The organism is Mucilaginibacter calamicampi, assembly GCF_042676765.1.
GTDB lineage: Bacteria > Bacteroidota > Bacteroidia > Sphingobacteriales > Sphingobacteriaceae > Mucilaginibacter > Mucilaginibacter calamicampi.
Map to the genome: position 1 here is coordinate 13,553 of NZ_JBHTHU010000019.1, position 21,638 is coordinate 35,190.

General features: G+C 38.4%; 24 protein-coding genes and 1 pseudogene. 17 read left to right on the forward strand and 8 right to left on the reverse strand.

The genetic code is table 11. The features are described from left to right. The first annotated feature begins 24 nt into the window (after positions 1 to 24). Positions 25 to 600, forward strand: a complete 576-nt coding sequence (locus ACFQZS_RS14040; protein WP_377101264.1) for a hypothetical protein — start codon at positions 25 to 27, stop codon at positions 598 to 600. 10 nt (positions 601 to 610) lie between these two features. Then, positions 611 to 2,449, forward strand: coding sequence for a hypothetical protein (locus tag ACFQZS_RS14045; RefSeq protein WP_377101265.1), 1,839 nt, complete (start codon positions 611 to 613; stop codon positions 2,447 to 2,449). 66 nt (positions 2,450 to 2,515) lie between these two features. On the opposite strand, the gene ACFQZS_RS14050 is transcribed toward ACFQZS_RS14045, so the two are convergent. After that, the gene (locus ACFQZS_RS14050; protein WP_377101267.1) at positions 2,516 to 3,193 is read right to left on the reverse strand and encodes a helix-turn-helix domain-containing protein; all 678 of its coding nucleotides are present in this window, start codon (positions 3,191 to 3,193) and stop codon (positions 2,516 to 2,518) included. 794 nt (positions 3,194 to 3,987) lie between these two features. On the opposite strand from ACFQZS_RS14050, the gene ACFQZS_RS14055 reads away from it, so the two are divergent. The 3 genes and pseudogenes from ACFQZS_RS14055 (at position 3,988) to ACFQZS_RS14065 (ending at position 5,149) form a co-directional block, all read left to right on the forward strand. Then, positions 3,988 to 4,407, forward strand: a complete 420-nt coding sequence (locus ACFQZS_RS14055; RefSeq protein ID WP_377101268.1) for a PDDEXK-like family protein — start codon at positions 3,988 to 3,990, stop codon at positions 4,405 to 4,407. Positions 4,408 to 4,426: 19 nt separating this feature from the next. After that, positions 4,427 to 4,546, forward strand: a pseudogene (locus ACFQZS_RS14060) (hypothetical protein); the annotation flags it as partial. Between the two features lie 99 nt (positions 4,547 to 4,645). After that, positions 4,646 to 5,149: a hypothetical protein gene (locus tag ACFQZS_RS14065; RefSeq protein WP_377101575.1), complete on the forward strand. Its 504-nt coding sequence runs from the start codon at positions 4,646 to 4,648 to the stop codon at positions 5,147 to 5,149. Between the two features lie 50 nt (positions 5,150 to 5,199). Here the strand turns inward: ACFQZS_RS14065 and ACFQZS_RS14070 are convergent, their stop codons facing one another. Further along, positions 5,200 to 5,979, reverse strand: a complete 780-nt coding sequence (locus tag ACFQZS_RS14070; protein ID WP_377101270.1) for a hypothetical protein — start codon at positions 5,977 to 5,979, stop codon at positions 5,200 to 5,202. Between the two features lie 412 nt (positions 5,980 to 6,391). Here ACFQZS_RS14070 and ACFQZS_RS14075 point away from each other — a divergent pair, with 412 nt between their 5' ends. From ACFQZS_RS14075 to ACFQZS_RS14125, 11 genes are all read left to right on the forward strand, one after another. Beyond that, positions 6,392 to 6,895 carry a hypothetical protein gene (locus ACFQZS_RS14075; RefSeq protein ID WP_377101272.1) on the forward strand — a complete coding sequence of 168 codons (504 nt, stop codon included), beginning with the start codon at positions 6,392 to 6,394 and terminating at the stop codon, positions 6,893 to 6,895. A gap of 82 nt (positions 6,896 to 6,977) precedes the next feature. Then, positions 6,978 to 7,475, forward strand: coding sequence for a hypothetical protein (locus ACFQZS_RS14080; protein WP_377101274.1), 498 nt, complete (start codon positions 6,978 to 6,980; stop codon positions 7,473 to 7,475). 651 nt (positions 7,476 to 8,126) lie between these two features. Further along, positions 8,127 to 8,411, forward strand: a complete 285-nt coding sequence (locus tag ACFQZS_RS14085; protein ID WP_377101276.1) for a hypothetical protein — start codon at positions 8,127 to 8,129, stop codon at positions 8,409 to 8,411. Between the two features lie 404 nt (positions 8,412 to 8,815). Continuing rightward, positions 8,816 to 9,490, forward strand: coding sequence for a hypothetical protein (locus tag ACFQZS_RS14090; RefSeq protein ID WP_377101278.1), 675 nt, complete (start codon positions 8,816 to 8,818; stop codon positions 9,488 to 9,490). A 412-nt stretch (positions 9,491 to 9,902) separates the two neighbouring features. Then, positions 9,903 to 10,481: a restriction endonuclease gene (locus ACFQZS_RS14095; protein WP_377101280.1), complete on the forward strand. Its 579-nt coding sequence runs from the start codon at positions 9,903 to 9,905 to the stop codon at positions 10,479 to 10,481. A gap of 604 nt (positions 10,482 to 11,085) precedes the next feature. Continuing rightward, positions 11,086 to 11,796: a hypothetical protein gene (locus ACFQZS_RS14100; protein ID WP_377101282.1), complete on the forward strand. Its 711-nt coding sequence runs from the start codon at positions 11,086 to 11,088 to the stop codon at positions 11,794 to 11,796. Beyond that, positions 11,796 to 13,409 (forward strand): ORC-CDC6 family AAA ATPase, encoded by a 1,614-nt coding sequence (locus ACFQZS_RS14105; RefSeq protein ID WP_449288897.1) that lies wholly within the window; start codon positions 11,796 to 11,798, stop codon positions 13,407 to 13,409. The genes ACFQZS_RS14100 and ACFQZS_RS14105 overlap by 1 nt, the downstream gene beginning before the upstream one ends. A gap of 74 nt (positions 13,410 to 13,483) precedes the next feature. Further along, positions 13,484 to 14,356, forward strand: coding sequence for a NotI family restriction endonuclease (locus tag ACFQZS_RS14110; protein ID WP_377101286.1), 873 nt, complete (start codon positions 13,484 to 13,486; stop codon positions 14,354 to 14,356). Between the two features lie 5 nt (positions 14,357 to 14,361). Then, a complete protein-coding gene (locus tag ACFQZS_RS14115; RefSeq protein WP_377101288.1) occupies positions 14,362 to 15,237 on the forward strand; it encodes a DNA adenine methylase in 876 nt (291 codons plus the stop codon). A gap of 185 nt (positions 15,238 to 15,422) precedes the next feature. Beyond that, entirely contained in the window at positions 15,423 to 16,151 is a 729-nt protein-coding gene (locus ACFQZS_RS14120) for an N-6 DNA methylase (protein ID WP_377101290.1), read from the forward strand. 29 nt (positions 16,152 to 16,180) lie between these two features. Next, on the forward strand, positions 16,181 to 17,335 hold the full coding sequence (locus tag ACFQZS_RS14125; RefSeq protein ID WP_377101292.1) for an AbiH family protein: 1,155 nt from the start codon (positions 16,181 to 16,183) through the stop codon (positions 17,333 to 17,335). Positions 17,336 to 17,347: 12 nt separating this feature from the next. Here the strand turns inward: ACFQZS_RS14125 and ACFQZS_RS14130 are convergent, their stop codons facing one another. Continuing rightward, positions 17,348 to 17,596 (reverse strand): hypothetical protein, encoded by a 249-nt coding sequence (locus tag ACFQZS_RS14130; protein WP_377101294.1) that lies wholly within the window; start codon positions 17,594 to 17,596, stop codon positions 17,348 to 17,350. Positions 17,597 to 17,760: 164 nt separating this feature from the next. Here ACFQZS_RS14130 and ACFQZS_RS14135 point away from each other — a divergent pair, with 164 nt between their 5' ends. Further along, positions 17,761 to 17,997, forward strand: a complete 237-nt coding sequence (locus ACFQZS_RS14135) for a DUF2188 domain-containing protein (protein ID WP_377101296.1) — start codon at positions 17,761 to 17,763, stop codon at positions 17,995 to 17,997. 18 nt (positions 17,998 to 18,015) lie between these two features. Here the strand turns inward: ACFQZS_RS14135 and ACFQZS_RS14140 are convergent, their stop codons facing one another. Genes ACFQZS_RS14140 through ACFQZS_RS14160 form a run of 5 tightly spaced genes read right to left on the reverse strand, consistent with a single transcriptional unit; the run spans position 18,016 to position 21,627 of the window. After that, on the reverse strand, positions 18,016 to 18,219 hold the full coding sequence (locus ACFQZS_RS14140) for a hypothetical protein (protein WP_377101298.1): 204 nt from the start codon (positions 18,217 to 18,219) through the stop codon (positions 18,016 to 18,018). After that, positions 18,219 to 19,367: a S1/P1 nuclease gene (locus tag ACFQZS_RS14145; protein ID WP_377101300.1), complete on the reverse strand. Its 1,149-nt coding sequence runs from the start codon at positions 19,365 to 19,367 to the stop codon at positions 18,219 to 18,221. Before ACFQZS_RS14145 ends, ACFQZS_RS14140 begins: the two co-directional genes overlap by 1 nt. An 18-nt stretch (positions 19,368 to 19,385) precedes the next feature. Continuing rightward, positions 19,386 to 20,939, reverse strand: coding sequence for an IS630 family transposase (locus tag ACFQZS_RS14150; protein WP_377101302.1), 1,554 nt, complete (start codon positions 20,937 to 20,939; stop codon positions 19,386 to 19,388). A gap of 12 nt (positions 20,940 to 20,951) precedes the next feature. Then, positions 20,952 to 21,200: a hypothetical protein gene (locus tag ACFQZS_RS14155; protein WP_377101304.1), complete on the reverse strand. Its 249-nt coding sequence runs from the start codon at positions 21,198 to 21,200 to the stop codon at positions 20,952 to 20,954. A gap of 4 nt (positions 21,201 to 21,204) precedes the next feature. Beyond that, positions 21,205 to 21,627, reverse strand: a complete 423-nt coding sequence (locus ACFQZS_RS14160; RefSeq protein ID WP_377101306.1) for a hypothetical protein — start codon at positions 21,625 to 21,627, stop codon at positions 21,205 to 21,207. Positions 21,628 to 21,638 lie beyond the last annotated feature (11 nt).

Below are 21,638 nucleotides of genomic sequence, written 5' to 3' on the forward strand. Positions count from 1 at the left end.
CATTAAACATTAAAGTAACACACAATGTCAATTATATTCAATCAACTAGTAAAACATCGTATCGAACAATTCAACAGGTGCAATCCTGAAGGATCAGGCAAACATGACGTTAAGCCAGGGCAAGTTGTAATACATGAACTTTATCCAAAACGAATCGGTGTAACTGGAGAAACAATGTTTTGCGATGCCAACTGGCGACCTGATGATAAATCTCCCTTTTTACAAGGTTTAGCCTTCCGAATGAACACCGATGTACTATACAACAGCGCATCTAGGAGTAAAAACAAAAAGGTACCTGTACATGACCTAGTAAATAAAGTTGTATGCGTCACCAATCCGGGTATTATGAAATACCTAAGGAAGAATAGAAAATCATTATTAAAATACAACGTAACATGGGAAATTACAGATGAAGAGCCAAATCAGGTAATACTAACTCCCAAAGCTGCTGGTGTGTATGCTTTGACTAATACCGGAAGGGAAGCGGAAAAGCTAGGTGAAGCGATGGAAAACTTTTATGAGCAGTGTGGGCAGTACCTGAAAGACGCGGCATGTGATGAGGGCTATATTGATTTCGATATAGATAGTGTTGACTTATAAATATCAAGACGTGAAAATAACAAACATAGAGTACGACAGACAGATACCCTTTGACAGCAAGACCACCAAATACTTTACTGATATAGTGAGTGTTTATCCGATACCGGCATATACAATCTTATACAAAACAATCACGGGTATAGGTGCAACATTTGGTGAGATTAAGGCTAACCGCCATAGCATCATCGTTCTACCCCATATATCAATTGTAAAAAGCAAGCAGGAACAGCATAAGCTTAAGGATGACACATTCGCAGTATATCATAAGGTCTCGATAAAACAGGTGCTCGAATATTTGGTTAGGGCAGGTGCCTATAAAAAGTTTTTAACTACACCCAAGGGTTTAGACAAAATCTTAAAGGCACTTAAAGTTAGCGGGCATGATCTAAGAGAGAATGATTTCTTCCTGTTGATAGACGAACAGCACAAGTATATACAAGATGCTACTTACAGAGCGGATATGGTAAATGTGATGGAGCGATTCTTTACTTTTAAAAGTAAAGCTATGATATCAGCTACGCCAATACCACCAAGCGATCCCAGGTTTGAAATGCAGGGATTTGAGCATGTGCTTGTCAGACCGACTGATGATTACAAAAGACCCATCAAGTTGGTTCATACCGACAGCATTGCGAATTCGGTTAAAGAATACATTGATTCAAGTACTGCAAAGCACATTTGTGTCTTCTATAACACCGTGGATGGTATTGTTGGACTTATAGATGAGCTCAATGTAGAGAATTACATGATCTTTTGTTCCGAACTAAGCACAGTCATGCTTAAAGTTCTTTCTGATCATAACGTTTCGCATGATCTACGTCCACTATCAAAAATTAACTTTTTCACTAGTAGCTTTTTTAATGGGTTGGATGTTTACGATATTGATAATGATGTAGATGTACTATTAATATCCGATGTTGGGTTCAGAACACATACTGAGCTAGACCCTTATACAGATGTTTTACAAATTATAGGGAGGTTTAGAAAGAAGTACAAACGAGCTGTCCATTTTAACAACTGCAAGTCTGTTACAAGGCCTTTAACGGAAGAAGAAGTAAAGGACAACATTGCCAAGAGTAAGGCAGTCTACGAGGCAATCAGTATACTAAAGAACTCCTATGTACACGGAGACTTAGATATAATCTACGACCAAGCCTTGAATGCCATTCGACCTTACTCTAATTTTATTGACGAACGTGGCAATTTCAATCATTTCCTTTTAGATAACTACTTAGACGATTGCCGAATCAGTAGGTACTATACGGATGTTTCCTCATTAAAAAAAGCGTACCTTGATACGAACTTATACCATTTTGAAGAAGATAGGGAACCTTATAAACGATCTGAAAGGATAAAGATGGCTAAGGATACTTTAAAGTATCGTGCTACTAACATTGAACTAATCGCTGACAAACTTTTAGAACTCGAAGACTTTAAGTCTTCGGATGCTTACGAAGAGCAACGTGATGAAATCTTGGAGATGTTTCCTATAACTTTTGATGGGTATGAACGCCTTGGTTATGATAGACTCGTTGAATTAGAATTCGAAAAGAAAGAGATTGTGAAAGCCTTGCTGAAAGATAAAGTAGACGTAAATATGATTGCTTATCCTGTAATTGAATGTGTCAACCTAACGTTTTTTCCTAATCAAACCTATTCGGTTGCAGAAATAAAAATCAAACTACAGGAAATCTATGATGAATATAAGGTACCGGCAGTTGCTAAGGGTACAGATATATTATTTTATTTCCATGCAGATGAGAATTTCAAAGGAAGAGGCAAGAACCGTAGAGCCTTTGATTTAAAAGATAGGAAGTTTAATTCTGTTAAACAGTATCAAAGAGTATAGTGACTGCACATTTTATTTACACATCTTAACTTATAATACTATGTGTTTATAAAATGTGCAGAGTAGTCATGCAACTTTTAAAAGTCCAAACTTGCTGCATTCATACTTAAGGAAATCAAATCTTACGTATGGCTTAACCGGCTTCTCATACATGCTGAAATCCCAATCAACCTTATTCGTCAACTGGTAGTAGGTACGTACTTTATCCTTTTTCTTATATATAACGAAACGTTCTTCTACAAATCCTTTACTTATTAGGGAAGAGAACTGCTTGCGCACTTGCTCCCTTGTAAGTCCCAATTCACTGGCAAAGTGTGTAATGGCTTTAGGGGCGTGGCATTGAAGCCTGAACTCATTGAAGAATTGTCTAACGCATAACAGCATAGCACTTTCGTAACTGGATAGTTCTGAAGTAGCTTCAAAGTAATCCTTTGGTATCTTTGACAGTGAATTAGTATGCCACGGTCTAGCAAAGTAATAAAGATTAGATTTGTTCTTTTTATCACTTCTCTTTACATCAATAACACCTGAACGTTCTAAACGTTTAATTGAAGCAATCACGGTCTTCTTACACACACCTGAACGCTCACTTATAGTTTCGTGAGTTGGGAAGCACAGGTTATCTACCGCATTGTTGTACCACTTTAAAGCAGTGTATACTTGTATATCTATGTATTGAAGTCCACTTCTAGTTAACTTGTTAAAATTGGGTAAACCCACATAGGGTTTCGGGTCAAACATCATTAGGTCATGAAAATATTTTTCTACTGGGTGCGTCCAAGACAATGAACGCTTATCTCAAGGAATGTAAGGCAGTTGAGGTTCCAACTGATTACATATCAAATATACTAAAAGTTTAGTTTATATGCAAGTTGCCTGTATAATAATTAGTAAGGTATTTAATCAACATTGTTCGGGTGCATTTGAGAACAATATTAAAAACGTTCCAGCATGCACACGAACAATAGTACCTCTTTACTTTACTAGTTGAAAGAATTTACAAGATTGTTCGAGTGCGTCTCAGAACGAAACGAGAATAACTATGAAATTAGTTGTATGGCTCGTGTGTTATTGGTATCTTTGTATCATAAAGTTCAGCACAAGGTCAGGTGCAAACATTATTCTACTGAAGTGATAAGGGCTATGTCGACTAGCTCTTACTTAAAGATTAACAACTCTCTTCTCAGATACTTTACAAGTAAACAAATGTTAATACCAATGATCGTGAATAATACGCAACATGAAATCAAACAACTTACAGTAGCACAGTTCGCTACAGAGGCAGATACACAAGAGGACAAAGACTTACTAAGAGTAATAAGTTCCTTAAAGGACTTAATACCCGACATCATGAATTTTCCTATAGGTCGTCAACAGTTTCTTTTTAAATCAACAGTTTCCCTTTAAAGGTAACATGTTTAAATAACGAATCTTTACATACTATATACACACTTGAAGGCTGCCTCGTGCAGCCTTTCTCGTTTCTACTACTTGTGTAATTCGATGTAATTACACATCTTGCTTCACCTCATTACAATATGGAGCAACATCATTTTAAAAGTCTACTTAGTCAAGTAACTACCTTAAACAATCATTATATAAAAATCAACGAGCTTACAGGAGAGAACTTCAATGTCTTTCGAATCCTTAAGCTTGATTCATCTGAAGTAAGGATGCATTCAGCTTTCATTGCTGAACTATTGAATCCCCAAGGTTCACACGGTCAGCATGATATCTTCTTGCGCCTATTCATTAGAGAGTTTTGCTTTAAAGCAAATGGGTTTGATTCAAGTAATTGTCATTCAGATGTTGAACTGCATACAGCTTTTATAAGTCAAGACGGCTCCGAAGGAGGGCGCATAGATATTATAGTTACAGATTGCAATCACAACAAGATTATTATTGAAAATAAGATTTACGCAGGTGATCTAAAATCAACAGCTTGTAAGATACTATAATCACGACCCTAAAGCAGACTTGTTTTATCTCAATTTATACGGCAACCAGCCTGGGGATGATAGCAAAGGACATCTTAAGGAGCACGATCATTATCGATGTTTATCCTATAAAGATGATATTATAAACTGGTTAGACACTTGCCGGAAAGAGGTTGCTACACTACCTTTTATAAGGGAATCGATAACACAGTACATAAACCTTTTAAAGTACCTAACAAATCAAACCACTAACCGTACTATGCAAAATGAACTAACACAACTTATAAAGTCTAACGTCGAGGCATCATTTCTAATTAAGAACAACCTTACTCGCGCTCTAAACGAACTCGTTGAAGACTATACATCCCAATTAGATAGTATATGTAAGCCAATGGGACTGACCTGTAAAGACAATGTTGATTTTGAGGAACGGTATACGGGTTTTTTCATCTTTAAACCTGAGTGGGAGTATGCCAACATTGGTTTTCAGTTTCAAAACTATAATAGAGAACTCCGATTTGGTATCGTTGCCAAGCGAGACCCAGGTAAGTTTCCAAATGACCTGCGTATAAAACTTCGCGCCCTTCCGAACAACAACAAGAAGGAAAACGATTGGTGGCCTTGGCACAACTTCGCAGAATCACCATTTGCCGATTGGAGTAAAGTGGAAGCATGGAAAGCTATAGAAGATAGGCGCATGTTAAATTTCATGAAGCAGAAAATTGAAATGTTATTAGCAATGATTGGTAACATTAAGCTTTAACAAAGGCTATTATCTATCGTTAAGGTTTAATCCTGTAGTCAGTTATCTCTTCACTCTTCAACAGGAAATTCAAATGCCTTTCTATGTCTTCTAATAATACTGTCATGCGCTTGCCGGCGCATCGTTTCAATTTCTAAATCAGACATATCATACCCGTAATGAGAGAGAGTGGCTCTAACGTCATCATAAAAGCTTTGCTTGAATGCTGGATCACTGTCAAACTGATTCTTTACCATTTTGATGTTCTCCACAAAGGTCGCTTCTGAATCTTTGTAAAAAAAGTTAGATGTAGCATCTAAATCAAAGTATGCTTCTACGAGGTTACCTTTAGCAATAAGCGATTCGAATAACTGACTGAAATCTTGGACAACCTCGTCGAGCAAGACTTCTTTGCTTGCTGAAATATAGCCAGAGTAAGGGGATTTCTGTTCAGGATCTACTCCCTCATAGAGATACCTTCCGTGACAGGTTGCCATTGTGATGTATAATTTGTTTACTGTACTTATATTAATTTCTCTAAAGCATTCAACTAACTCAACCCAAGTAATAAGTTCATAATTCTTTAAAACTAATCCATCTTGGTCATGACTTCCATGCATTTCAAGATGAATCAATACGCCACCAGGAATGTATGGCGATTTAGCATTAATGTATTTCAAATCCTCTATTAGGTGTAGTTTATCACCCACATCCAGATATTCATGAGTCATTCCATTGTTTGATAATTCCACCATTCTGACAATTAAATCATCATACAGATCTTTCCCGGACTGCACTTCTCGTTCCCTCAAGCTTTGTATAATTACAATGTGTTTTATATCTCCAGTCATAAATGAGGTAAGGCCAATTGCACTGAGTACGCTATTACTCAAAACTAATTATTGAAGTCCAAGATTACAAGTTTACTTCTTTTAGGCGCTCACATACGTACAAGCCCTAGACACCAAATTTCCCCCTCCCCTAAATAAATAAAAGCGACTCATATATAGCTTACTCCATTCTAAGAATTTTTCTTTGTCTTGTGCTCGTTTCAAGGGGTATGAGATCAACCCCTCGCCATCTTTCGAGAAAAAGTGAAATATCTGTGTTGCACACGACCACCCACTGTCCCTCGAACCAATAAAAGCCGACCAGACGGTAAAAGTCCAATTCACCTTAAAACCTTCTAGGACTAGTGCCCGAAAAGTCTGCCAAAGTCATCAATCATTCTACTTAACCAACCACTTAACCCAATCAATTACTATGAAAATCGAAATTAATCCCGCTAAGAAGCAAACTCAAGACGATGAGGATGAAGAACCATTAAGACAATTAAGACTCTACCCAAAACGCAAGCTGTGGAAAATAGCTGCGCGACATCACATGGGTAAGAACAAAGTTGGCACCAACCACTGCCTTGAAAGAATCTTTATGAAGGTACGTGATGAAGTAAGACGACTTTATGCACAGCGTTTCGAATACTTTTATGATAGAGACTGGCGTGAGGATACCTCTGAAAATAGCTGTGTCATGCACACCCTGGCTTGCTCCACTTTATACCTGACATTAGAGTGTGACCATGACTACGATTACAAGGTTTACTATCATTTGGAGGATTGCCCTTTTAAAGAACAGATACTAACGTTACTCCAACGTTTAGGCACTCCCAAAGAATTAGAGTCGGACATGCCCACTTACTTTCAATACTTACGTTCCTATTACAAGGATAACCCACTATACTTTAGTCACCTCAAACCGGAGGAATAACAATCTTAATTAACCCATTTCATTCACCCTGATAAGCCCAATGGTATACACTGTTGGGCTTTTCTTTTTTAAAAGTTAAACCATGAAAGCACCACCTACAAACCACGACATCTTAACTTATAATAAGATAGTTAAGCAAACCTATTTCCAATTGCTAAAGGAAACTAAAGCATTGCTAGCATCCATTGAAGCAGAACCACTCCGGTTTACCCTTATAAAGGAAGATAAGCACAGCACTGCTCCGAATACCGTCATCAATGAGCTTGTTTCACCTTTACTTTATATGCGTCTAGCTGTTTATGACGAAGGTAAGTTTGGTATTCATTACGGTTGGGAACTTACACCAACATTTGGTGAGTACTACCACATCATGAACACGTTTGTCAGATTAGTTTACAAGTTGACAATGGCTAATGCTACATCGGTTAACATCGAGGATTGCATCCGGACAGACTATGTGATCAATGAATGTTCAGCAGCCTATGAACATCTTGAAGAACGAGGGTTGAGACATCATACTTTTCACCTAATCCCTTACAAGGCTAAACCTATAAAAAGAAAGTTACGCAAGGTAGCTTAACTTATAAAGGTTACTGATTAACTTTGTGTTTCAACCAACGAAGGAGGAATCACATAGACAGTATATACACAATTACATATTGATAATTAAAGATATAAAGCGTTAAGCTTTGTTTGTTTTGCATCGGGAAACCTAGGAAATTTCACATACAGCAAAAACAAATGAGTTCAACGTCCAGCACGAAAGTGCAGGGCGAAGACTTGTTTGTTGCTGTACGGGCTCTCCTAGGTGCCTCTGATGCGCAGATTAAGTTCAGTCCTGCGCTTTCGTGTTTTATACCCACCGATGAAGGACTGTCGGGATCATACCAAACCAATGTCAGTTCAAATAGTTACTTGCCCCAACTGTGGTGCAACGAAAACCAAACATCACAATCCAGACCTTGTGGTTACTTGTGACAAGTGTCGCGCAGAGTATAAACCTTTTGCTCCCTATGATAGCTCTGCCCGTCGATTTACTTTCAGTTCAAGAAAGCCCACTACTCAATTTACAGACTACATCAAAGGGTTGTTCCTGAATCGTCAAAAGGAAGTAAGCAACGCCGATCTTGTCAAGCATAAGAATCAAACAGTGAAGTTTTATTCAATCTCACAATTCAAGTTCAGAAACATGCGTATGGTAAGTCAAACTGATGCTTTCAACGATATGATTATGATAGAAATCCAACCAAATGGAAAGAAAATGACTATCGGTACTGAAAAGGAAACCTGGGAGTATGTACCCGTTACCGGCATGGATATAGGATACCATGAAGGGAAAGCACTTCTGTACTGGACTGCTGTAGATGTTTTGGGAATTACATACACTATGGTTAAGCTAATGTCGGATGATGGAGTTGTACAAATAAAACTAATAACCCGCAACGGCGAAGAGCAGATAATACATAACGTCTGCGAACTACCTAATAACTTTCAATTATCACAATGGATCAGATAGTATCAGCAATCATATTCATTGCCATCGTAATCGGGGTAATGCTTGCTATTAAAGGTTTGAAGACAGTCAACAAAGAAATCAAGAACAAGTAAACATGGGAACTATCATTTTAGCCATCATAGCCTTTGTGGTTTTAAAGTTTGCCTACAGCGCGATCTTTCAACAGGACAAGTTCGACAAGGATGGCAACTTCCGCAACTAGTAGGCTTAACTACACTCTTTAAAAGTAAATCATCGGAGGTAGCCATTCGGGCTGCCTCTATATTCTAACACAGATAAAAATCAACTAACACAACAAGATGAAACAAACCTTATCAATCCTGCTGCTTGCAGCACTAATGGCAATTTCATGCTCAAAGAGCAGCAACACTACTGAGCCAAAGTCCAATCAGTCAACAATCTTATTGAGCAAGATCATTGACAACACACCTGGTAGTGCTGACTACGGCAAACCCATAATTGAGTTTACCTATAATGGTAAACAACTTACCAAAGCTGTACGCGGGTCTGTTACACACCTATTCTTATATGATGGCAATGGTAAGCTAACAGGAACATCTATTACTCAAACAAGTCAAAACAACAATGGGGTGATTAAGTCGGTTATAACCACATCCGGTAGTGATATCACCAACATAAAGCTTCTAAAGGCAGGCGATGTGTTAAGTGCAGAACACCAGATTACCTATCAGAATGGTAACGTCACGAAATGGTTCAACCCTAATAGCGTAGAAATTCTCTATCAGTATGACGGGAATGGCAACAACACAACGCTTAATATCGCGGAGTACTCAGGAGGTAAGCCCAATGGCTTCACATATCTGACAACCAACAAGAGCTTTGATGATAAGAATAACTTCACTAAGGCTATGCCTTACTGGATTTACTTTAGAACTTATCACCAAAATGAATTCATCGGATTTGTTCCTGGCAATCACAACCCGGTAACTTTCAATGAAGGAGGTTCTGATAAAGTTTACAACTACACCTATAATAGCAATGGTTATCCAGTATCACGTACTTACATTGGTAGTCGTACTACTGAAAGCTATTTTTATGAATACATTGAAGTAAAGTAACATCCAAGGAGACGGACTCATATACAGTAGAACTTAATCTGTCCTGCGTTCTTAAAAGTTAACATACTTAAGCACAGAGCTTAGCTAATTGGGTAGGCTCTTTCGTATTGTGGTACTGGACTTTTATATCTAGGGTACAAATTGTTTTCAATGACCATTGCAAAGTTGTTATATCTGCAGTACAACTTGTTCCTTACTGTGCTGTTAGGATTGTAAGGAGTTTGTCTTGCAGTATGACTTCTCTGCTAAGTTGTGTTAATAGTATGATGCCGTTCCTCCTTTAGTTTTAAAAGTTAAGATGCTTAAGTCAGAGCTTACTTAATCGGTAAGCGCTTTTGATTTCAACTAACATTTAGTGATAAAAACTATATTTGGCACATGCAATCCAACCTTACAACACACTTATAGCATTATGAAAGAGGAAGATGTGTTCGTCCCTTTTAGTATAATGAGCGACTACGTTGTGTCCATAACTCCTTTGGAATTTGAACAACTGGTTGCAAATTACCTTATTGAACTTGGTAAAGACTTACCAGACTTTAAAGTTACGCATAACGAAAAGTTATCAAGTGAAGATGGAACCTATCAAATCGACGTTTATGCTACTTTTAAAGCTATAGGCGTTGAAATAAAAGTAATTATAGAATGCAAACGTTACAAGTCTTCCGTTAAACGAGAAAAAGTTCAAGTACTTCATGATAAGACTCGCGCTTTAGGTGCTCACAAAGCAATTATGTTTTCAACAGCCGACTATCAGGAGGGTGCCATACGATACGCAGTAGCTCACGGTATAGCTCTGGTTAGGCTATTGCCTGGCTCCGTTAAATATGTCACAAACTCTACATATACGCATCAGTTTAGACCGAATCAAATTGATGATAAGGACAAGTTTGTAGGTGAGTGTATTTACGATAATTACTTCGGCTACCTTGTGAATGGTAAGCTAACGGGATTAATCGACTACTTGAATCTCCCAATCCTGATAAAATAGGGTTATTTAATATTATAAGCTGCCGCTTACCCTCCCTCGTTTGGTTGCTTACAAGAGGAATGGTAAGCTCTGCTTATTCCTGTCCCATCGCATAGTCCACCACACAGGAAGATAGGTGTTCCGCATTCCTTACACTCACAATCGTTGCGACCAAGTTTCGTTCATGGTAATAAGCTTATCAGCACATTACCATTCACCGGCTCTGCTGACTTGTCACACCGCTTGTCATGAGTGAGCAGAATGCTTCACACTCACTTTCTCTGTCTTTATCTAACTTTCACTTATGCTGCACATCACTTGGTTTGCAACCAGGTGATGCTTGCAACGCTCAAGATTGATAAATCCAAGCGTTCGTATTGTCTGGCTCGCCTACGCCTAAGCAAGAAGCTGCTCAACTGTCACACAGTTTGAGGTGGCCATATGCTCTACCTATAGTCAAACTGTCCGACCAGTTGTTTGTCGCAGATACTGAACAGTCGCGTTTTACGCTTTCTCTGCTCAGACTTCTTGCTTTGCTCGCAACCACCTTTGTTTCTCTTCGGTGGTTTGGACGGCTCGCATATAATTCGATTGAATCTTTATATATTTGATGAACTGCAATCTAATGAATATCACAAAATACCTCGAACACGTAGACAAGGAAGCAAAAGAGATCTTTTCGAAGACGATACAAGATAGTGCTTCATTTGGCAAAGCGCACTTTTTATCAACGTGTTTATTCGAGTTTTCCCAAAGTATCCAAGACTTAAATGAGCAAGAAATGCTTAGAACTGTTTGTTCTCAACTTGAATCTGGAATGATTAACTTAGCATATGGGTTGTACAGACAAGCGTTTGCCTCATTACGTCTCGCGTTTGAGATGTGCTTAGGGGCGGTGCATTTCTCTATCCATAAGATGGAGCACTTTGAATGGATACATGGGAAAGCTGATATAAAGTGGGCTAAGCTTATAGATAGTGAAAATGGTGTCTTATCTAAGCGTTTTGCTAATGCTTTCTTTCCGGAATTAAGCGAGATAATGCCTTCATATAATGACAGAGCCGGCAAAGCCTATAGAGAACTATCCGAGTTTGTGCATGGCAATAGTCAAACTTGGCTTAAGAGTGGAATAGTACTTAAATATAACGACACGCTTAAAGGTCACTACTTTTCTTTGTTAAAAGAGGTGGGAGAGATCATTCTGATTGTTATCAGTTGTCGCTACCTTAAGTATTTTAAAAAGGAAGCCTTTGAAAGCATGGATTTCCTAGCAACGGAGCTGAATCACATTGACCCGATTAGAGAATTTCTTGGAGGTCCTAAACAAATACGTTAATGCCAGAATTTTATTTACGTACAGAGAGTATAAAATCAGATGACATACTATCGTTATCCGTTATAAACAACTACGATAAAGATATTATAACAGCACTCAAATCGTCTGAACCTTGTTTAATTGAGGGATCAAGGGGAACTGGAAAGTCTTTCCTTATGAGAGTAGCTGAACTTGAGATAGAACGATCAGATGTGTCATCAATTTCAGTTTATGTATCTTTCAATATTAGTTCTTTAGTAGATACAGAAGATCCTCTGCAGTTCTATCATTGGATGCTCGCGAAAAGTTTAAAAGCATTAATCAATAAGCTCAAAAAAAGAGGAATAGTTCTGTCAAGCTATTCGGTAAGTCTTTTGAGCAACGATGAACATAATGAATATGATGGCGTTGACGAAGACTTGAAGTCAATTGTTAGTGCCTTCGAGAACTCTTACAAAGGGAAAATAAATATACCGACTCATTCGCTTCCTGACATTGAAGATGTTAAGGAGGCGATTGAAACTATTTGTATAGAACATAAACTTAAGCGCATATACTTCTTTTTTGACGAGGCTGCCCATGTGTTTAGGCCTGATCAACAACGTCAGTTCTTCAGTTTATTTAAAGATTTAAGATCTCCATATATCACGTGTAACGCCGCCATTTATCCTGGTGTTACCTACTTTGGTAAATCCTTCGAGCCAACGCATGATTGTATTTACAAACGTTTAGATAGAAATATAAAAGACGCGGGATATATCGATTACTTCAAGGACATTGTATTGAAACAATCTGATGACGTCACTAAGAAGGCGATAAAAGAACAAGGTGGTCTGTTTAAAGTATTAGCATTATCATCTGGGGGGAATCCACGAATGTTGTTGCGAACGATTCAAGACTTAGAAAGGTTCAATACTCAGTCTGTAAATCAATTGATTAAACAATTTTATCGTTCACAGATTTGGATAGAGCATACCGAGTTAGGTGACAAATACAAAGGTCATAAGCAACTAATCGATTGGGGGAGGGACTTTCTTGAAAATATAGCAATCTCCGCAATTGAGAAATATAACACCAATAGAAAAGATAAAAACAAAGAGGAATCGACAATATACTTTTGGGTTCATAAAGACTCACCTGCTACCGTTAAAGAAGCTTTGAGACTGCTTACATACACAGGAATAATTAGAAAATTAGATTCAGGCGTGAGAGCGAGTCGAGGAGAATTAGGTACTAGGTATGAAGTGAAGTACGGTTGTTTGATTGCATTACAGAGTAGTCCAAATAATGAATCGGACGACTTCTTTAATACTCTGTCTATCAAGAAATTTCCGGAGTTTGGTAAGAATCATTCTTCATACCTTACAATAAGCAACCTAAAGAATACTATCGAGGATATTAATACTTTTCGCGAATCGTTGTCAAACATGCTGCAAAAGCCAATCTCCGTATTAAAACTTTTAACTTCGTGGCAAAAAAGTAAGCTTAACCACGCGAAAATCTTCAATCTTGAGCAACTGTATTCGTGTACAGAGACCGAATTGATCGCAAAGATTTATAATGTTGGACCGGTGAGAGCGAGACTTATGAAGAACGCAGCTACAGCTGAATTACTTGAATACCTTTCCGGTTAAAAGATAAGCATAGTATGTAGTTTCACAATATATTTGTAACTCTGCAAAGTTGCACTCGATAATATTTTCAACTTATGATAAAACAGCCGCTAGCTGAAGTGTTCGGATTTCCTATTACTGACGAGTCAGATCGCGCGATTCGGTATAAAGAAAACAAGCTTTGCCCGTATAATAATATTGTTTCCAATTGTACAAAGAACAGTATTGAGTTCCCTTTAGGGGTATGTAGTTTATACCACCACGGAGAGCCTGTGATCATTTGCCCAGTTCGCTTTCGTGAAGATTGGACAATAATAAGTGATGCTGCGAAGTTTATATTCGGGGAACACTCTAATTGGACTCATGTGGGAGAGGTCAGGCTAAATGATAAGCATGGCAAGTCTGCAGGTAATATAGATTATGTATTGGTTTCATATGACGACAAGGGAAGAGTTGTTGACTTTGGCTCATTGGAGGTACAAGCTGTTTATATTTCTGGAAATCTAACGGGCCCGTTTACGGCTTACCTCGATAACCCTACTCCCTCGTTTGAATGGAAGAATGCATTGAAGAATCCCAAACCAGACTACTTATCTTCATCGAGAAAGCGATTGATACCTCAGATCATAGCTAAGGGTTCAATACTAAATCAATGGCGAAAGAAGCAAGCAGTAGCCTTGCAGACAACCTTTTATAATACGTTACCACCATTTGAAGAAATTGCGAAAGAGGACTCCGACTTTGCTTTATTCTTATATGACCTAGTATCTAATGGCATAGGTGGATTTAATCTTGTTCTTGGACGTACGATTTATACAAGTTTTAAAATTGCATTAGAGCAAATAGCCAAGTTTGAAGCGGGCTCAATTGAAGTGTTCACGGATATATTACAAAGGAAGTTAGATGCCAAGCGTTCAGGTGGCTCTGCAAGAGATATAGATAATAGTGGTAGTTTGATTATAGAATAGTGTAGATGAGTCAATTGGAGTTGAGTATAGCGCGAGAGTTTGATAAAAAGGATAGAGATGTTGTTAACGTCTCATCGGTTCCTCAAAGAAGTCCATTTAGGTATCCAGGAGGGAAGACGTGGTTAGTTCCAACAGTGAGGAAATGGTTGTCTCAGAGTAAAACTGTTCCGATGTTAATAGAGCCATTTGCTGGAGGCGGTATAGTTAGTCTCACAGCTGCATTTGAAGGCTATACAGATAACATCATAATGTCTGAATTAGATGAAGAGGTAGCTGCTGTATGGCAAACGATACTAACTGAAGATAACAGTTGGTTAGCATCAGCAATACTTGACTTTCAGCTTAATGTGGACAACGTTAATAAAGTTATACAGGCTGAAGGAAAGACGATTAAAGAAACCGCACTAAGCACTATATTAAAGAATAGAACCTACCACGGAGGCATTATAACCAAAGGTTCCGGGTTTCTTAAGCATGGAGAGAACGGCAAAGGAATTCATTCGAGATGGTACCCGGAAACACTATATAAACGAATCAGTGCTATTGATACAATCAAGCATAAGATACAGTTCAAATTTGAAGATGCATTTGATGTGATTGAATCAGAAATCGATAATTGTGATGCATACTTTTTTATAGACCCCCCTTATGTGAAAGCTGCTAAACGATTATACTCATTATATGATGTTGACCATCAAAGGTTATTTGAGCTAACCTCTCGGATACAGGGTCGTTTCTTGTTAACATACGACGATGCACCCGAAGTTCGTGAATATGCAGCAAAGTACAATCTTAAGTACAAGAGCATTCCAATGCGGACAACTCATCATTTAAAAAAGCACGAGCTCTTGATAACCGATAATCTCGATTGGTTAGCTTAATGACCTGTAATACTCTCCTCAAAGCTAGCCTCACATCATCACATAGCCGCTTCGCTTCAAGGTAGTACCTCGTAATTGGGTATCCTTTCAGGAGCCTCCGCAATTACTCAATTTCCACCTTGCCTTAGTGATGCTGTTCAGCAGTTCGTTGCTTCGAGAATTCACTCGAACTAAAACTTACTGCTATGACATATTTCAAAGAACTACTTACAGCATTCGAACGCTATGCTTACGGACAATCCCTTCACACCGCATTCACTGAAATGCTTGAGTGGATGCTGTTACCTTTTAAAAGGTATGACGTTGCTGATGAACAACGCAAAGCACTCGAAAAATATCAATCTCACCCAAAGGTTGAACACCTTGTTAAACTTATAACACTGATAGGTGAGCTGTCGGAAAACTTCCGTGACCCGCTTGGCGAACTATTTATGCAAGCTATTAGCAACGGTCACAACGGGCAGTACTTTACACCGGAACCAATCTGTGATATGATGGCAATGATGCAGATGGGCGATGTTGGTAACAGTAGAAAGGTGAACGACCCTGCTTGCGGAAGTGGTAGGATGTTACTTGCAGCAGCTAAACTTAATCGCAGTAGCTTGTTGTACGGTGCAGACCTTGATATAACTTGCTGTAAGATGGCGTTACTAAACATGCTGCTTAACTCACTTACAGGTGAGGTAGCTCATATGAACACCTTAAGCAATGAGTTTTACAGAGGTTTCAAAGTTGATACTGTACTTGTTGATGGCTTTCACATGCCTTACTATACTGAGTTTACACAACCTGAGTTAAGTTACATTTGGCTGCGTCCTTTAAAAGTTCAAGAGGTCAAATCAAAGTTTGATAACCCTTTTGAACCATTAAGGTCAATGCAACCTGCGAATGGCGTTCAGGGTAGTTTGTTTTAACTACGCAACCAATCCTATATATTTACCTTATGAATCGACTTATCCTTATCGGTAATGGTTTTGACCTAGCACATGGTCTTAGGACTGGGTATAACGATTTTATTCTTTGGTATCTTAATAAGATTCTTATACAATCGGGTGGAGAAAATGGCTACGCCGATGCACTTATTAAAGTACGACTTAACCCCAACGTTAACCTATATCTACTACCACGCTTTTCTATTGAGGACGAATTAAGAGAGCTGTACGAAGATGATTGTCTTTATAAACTGCTTAACAATGAAGCCTTTCGCACTGGGCATAGTGAATTCTCAAACATCTTCAATGTGTACGAAAAGTCACCTCTACTCGTAGCACTACTCCAATCTTGCAGGGTAAACAATTGGGTAGATATTGAGAATGAATACTACAAACAACTAGCATTTATACAAACTAGCGACTCTTCGGAAGGTAAATCATCAAAACTAAAGGCTTTAAACGAGTCTATGAGTTGTTTGATAGCCCGTCTTCAAGAGTACCTTGTAAGCCTACCCCAGCCATCTATCATTGATAGCTATGAATCTATCTTTACTAGTAAAATTTTGACTAGAGATGTTCATATGCCAAGAGAACCGGAGTCTGGACTGTTCAATGACGAGCTACCCACCAGTACCCTAGTGGTAAACTTTAACTACACTCCAACTATAGATTTGTATTCTCATTTGCAAGTTGCTTCGCAGGAGACAAAAATGGAAGTAACCCATATTCATGGTACCATTAAATCTTTAGATTCGATGATCTTTGGATTCGGTGACGAACTTGACGAACGTTATAGCCTGTTTGAAAAAGAGACAGACAACGGTTATTACAAGTTTTTCAAATCGTTTTGGTACCTTAAGACCTCGCAATATCGTGATTTGACAAGATTTGCCGACTATGACCCTTTTCAAATTTATATCATTGGGCATAGTTGCGGATTGTCAGATAGAACAATGTTAAATATGCTATTTGAGCATAAGCATTGTATGTCTGTTAAAATCTTCTACCATAAAAGGGAAGATGGCTCGACAAACTTCACAGAACTTACTTATAACATCGCTCGACACTTTAAAGATAAAGGTCGAATGCGTATGAGAGTTGTAGACTTCGAGTCCAGCGAAGAGATGCCCCAAACCAACCGTCCAGATAAACCCATTAAGGATTAGCTTCTAAATAAGTCATGGATTGCACCTACTACAAGCATCAAAACCTTGTGACATTGCATCGCGCTTGCCAATAGGTATCGAACTTCTTCTCAAATAGCTACAGTATTCACTATGATATTTTGCACCAGTTCTCGTGATATAGACTGTTACTTCTTTCTGTACTTGTTTCTTTGTAGTTTTCTTTGACTTAGTTTGAGCAAAGGAGGGTTGACTGATTGCTACAGTTAGTACAGCCACTAACATTAAAAGATATTTTCTCATTGTGATAACTATTGGTACTACTAATATAACGATACGATATCATTTGCGCTATGCTATTGCTTAAGCGCTGTATAAAGTGTTAACAACTAAAGGTTTTGTGAAAAACTTTATTAACTCCTACACTAATTACGCTGTAACTTTATAATACACTAAAGCACAAGCATATGGCTAAAAGAGAAACATATCACGTTACGAAGACCGACAATGGTTGGAAAGGTGAAAAAGAAGGTGGTAAACGGGCATCCGTAGTGGCAGACACTAAAAAAGAAGCTGTCGCAAAGACAATCGAGATTGCTAAGAACAAACCCGAGAGCTCAGTTAAAATACACAAAACTGATGGAAAAATTCAAGAAGAGAGGACCTATCCCCGCAGTAGTGATCCCAATCCTCCTAAGGGATAATTTTACTAAACGCTAGGCCTAATCAGCCTGGCGTTTACTGTTTCTATATATACGAATGATTTTGTTATTCATCGGGTCATAGTATACATCTACCTCAAAGTCTGTAAGCTTATAACGTTGAATGTAAACATCATCAACAACTCTAGTTCCTATAAACTCACCTTCCCAAACTAAGTTGGCCTGAGAGTTGAGATCTAAAGCTTCAAACTCTTGCGCGGTCATTAGTCTCTTAATCCTGGAAAGTACATGGCATTGAGCGACCTAACTTCAATTTGAGGTTTTCCTTTATACTCGACCACTCTACCTATAAATGAAACAGGTTTCCCTTGTATAGAATTCATATAGGTTCGGGCATCACCTCGCAACACAACAGTAGCAATCTGATTTGGATATTCAGCACCAAGATTCACAAGTACGAAGCTACCCATATCCTTTACGCTATAAACGGTATCTACAACGATTACATCACTACCAATGAACCTACCAACGTCTTTAGTTTTAATATGCTTGATACCGGCTGTTTCAGCATATGTGCCGTCTGCACTTACAACATTTGGAGGATAAGGGTTACTTACAGTTGTAGGTTTGTAATCCTTTAACAGTTCATTTAGTAAACCCGCTAGTCTGATACCTGCCTTCTGAACACGTCCCTGAATAATTCTGATATTGGTTTTGTAATAATCATCACCAAGTTTATCTCCGGTTGATGTAGTCGCATATATCTTTGAGCTTGCCTGATAGCTTTCCCATAACCATTTCATTATAATATCGGATTGCCATTGCTTGATCTGCTCCGTTGTAGCCTTATCGTAATCAATAGACATTTCAACATCGCTTAGTCCTTCATGGTCTATAAGTCTACTGTCCCAAAGCGTGTGGAGATTGGTTCCCTTATTATCAAACCTTACTTGAACTGTGTTACCACCTTTATCAGCAGCTCCCGCTACGTGCATGGGTTGATGAGCATCACCAACTAAATGGATAATGAACTTTAAAGCTTCTCTTCGGGTTTCGATTGGATTAGTATCGTGGCTTAGAACATGAATTGACCTATTTAACGCAACGTATAGGTTATCACCTTTCTGCGATTCTATATTTGTCGTGAATGCTTTATAAGTTAAGCCTGACGGTAGGTTAAGGAAGTGCCAGCTACTTGTATTTCGATACGTAGGGTCACTTCTTAACTCGTCAGCCCAGGTACTTGCATCCTCGATGCTTTCACCGTTCAAAAGGTCAGCTATAGCAGTTTTGGCTTTAGGTGTTAAATGGTTCTGAGCAATCAATGCTATTGCACGATGGCCCTTGTAACCCCATGATAACAGACTTAGGATTGTAAAACTTATAAAGGCAAAGGTGGCATATTTCTTCATGAAGTAAAGATAACTAGTCTATTTCTTAGCAGCACAATGATTAGTCTCCTTAAACACCGTTTTGACCTTTTCCTTTCCCCATATCACCTTACCTGCATGTTTAGGATTCGCGAGGAAGTATTCATTTCGTTCTCTAAAATACATATCGATAGCCGACTGGCAATCTTCTAATGACTGATAATCACTATTATGGATAACAGCCTTGGCCAGACCACTGAAGATGGATTCAATTACGTTTAAGAATTGAGCGCAGGAAGGTAATGGTGCGAGCTTGATCTCAGGGTTGTTATGAATGGTTCTATATTCTATGTCGTTGAGTTGTTCCAACCTTGCTTTTAGCAGTTTCGAGTTGTGCCACGCAGCAGCATCCCAGGATAGATATAAAGTTCTTTGATGTGGGTATTGAATAATCAGCAAGTCTATTAGCTTGATCATTTCCTCCGTATCTTTTTTGCGTGAATAGAAATGAGTAATCTGATTAGTGGACAATTCAATTGCTGCTGTGACAACCATGAAACCTTTACTCTTTTGTAATTGGGGAACTACTTTATTTTCTCCCTTCCTGGAAAGGCTTCTACCACCTTTTAATTTAACAGAGAAGTGACCATATTCATCTATAGAGAAGAACTTTTCATCGTTGCGAAGGTTTCCCAGTATGTTTTTTATAAAATCCATCTTTTGCCTGAATTTGGGATCAGGACTAGTTAAAGTCTGCCTTGACCTTCTAAAGCCGTAACCGGCTCTATGCAGATTGTCTTTGATAGCTGATATACATATATACTCACCGTATAACCGTTGGTAAACGTTTGACAGGTCTCTTAGCCGCCAGCTAGTGCGGTTGAGTTGATAGAGTTTAGGCGACTGATGAACCAACTTAATAAGGTTGTCTTGCCTTACTTTACGGCTTTCAAGGATTGTATGGTTAACTGTCGTTACCTTTCGCTCTAACGCTTCAATTCCGCTTGTTCTATAAATCTCCATCCATTCTAATACAGTTTGAACCTTTGATTCGATCTGTGCCGCCAGGTGCTTTATATGTTTTCCGTTGTACGAACCGAGAATAATGACAGCTTTTCGGAACTTGGAAGCAACAGTGGTTCCTTTTTTCCAATTGGTCAATGTTACAAGGTCGTTAGGATGAATATGTTTGATCCTAAGATGATGGTAATTACAAATATTGTTGTCCTTTCGCCATTGAAACAGATGTTGAACGAACGGTTTGAAGGCATAGCCGTTAGGACATTTTGACTTATAAATAGCATACAAAGGTTTTAAACTAATTCCTTTTTTATAACTGACGCTGTCCATGATTTCAGGAAACAGTGTTACGAGCTGTGCTTCCCTATTTATTTCGTGCCTATTCCTATCGAGACTGTGGGGCATCAGGCAAAAACTATAATCATGGAGTTTATCGGGATACTCACGCTCTATAGTTTTAAAGCAACGCCTATAATTATTGATCGTCGTCCTGTCTAATTCCAGCTTTTTTGCGAGTATTTCGGGGTGAATGCGTGCTCCCAGGTAGTCTGACCTGATCAGGTCCCTTTTATGTTTAGGGATAGCTGCTGTCATTTCTTTAAATTGCTACAAGCTTAATGAATCGTAAGGTAAAAGATTCATGTAAGGAACCAAATGACTATTAGCCCTAAAGCCCTTTATATAAGTAATCTCATTGTTAAGAGCATCATAAACCACTTCTGCATAGAATTCACCGAGGTTGTAAAGCAAGATTCTTTTATCGGTTTCAGTACGAGTAGCTATATATGTCCCTTGCCAAACATAGTTGGCTTTCTCATTGATATCCAAATCAAGAAAGCGGAACAGAGAGACCATATCTTTACGTTACACGAAAGGTACGTAAAATTTCACTCTTTACTGTATTCATATCGTGTTCAAGCATGTTGTAAATGTTCTCATATTGTGCGCAAAGGTCGTATACCTTGAGGAGATATTTACTTATGAGTTCGTATCGCGCTTCACCATTAGTTTCCTTTATCTCGTTTGACAAGTCAAGCAAGCTAAGATACGTCAAATGCGTATTGGTGTTAGCTGTAATTAACTGGTTGTAAGATAGGGATACGTCAAAGTAAAGACTAATTAAGCTATGCTTCCATTTGTCAGCATTCAGCTTTTCAAGATGAGCATCAAGCTTAGTTATTTCTTTGTTGAAGAAGGTAATGCTTGCTTCACTACGTGGCTTGGTACGGTCCTTCCAATGCTCAATACTTTTCTTCAATACTGTCATTGTTTCACCGGTCACATAATAAAAGT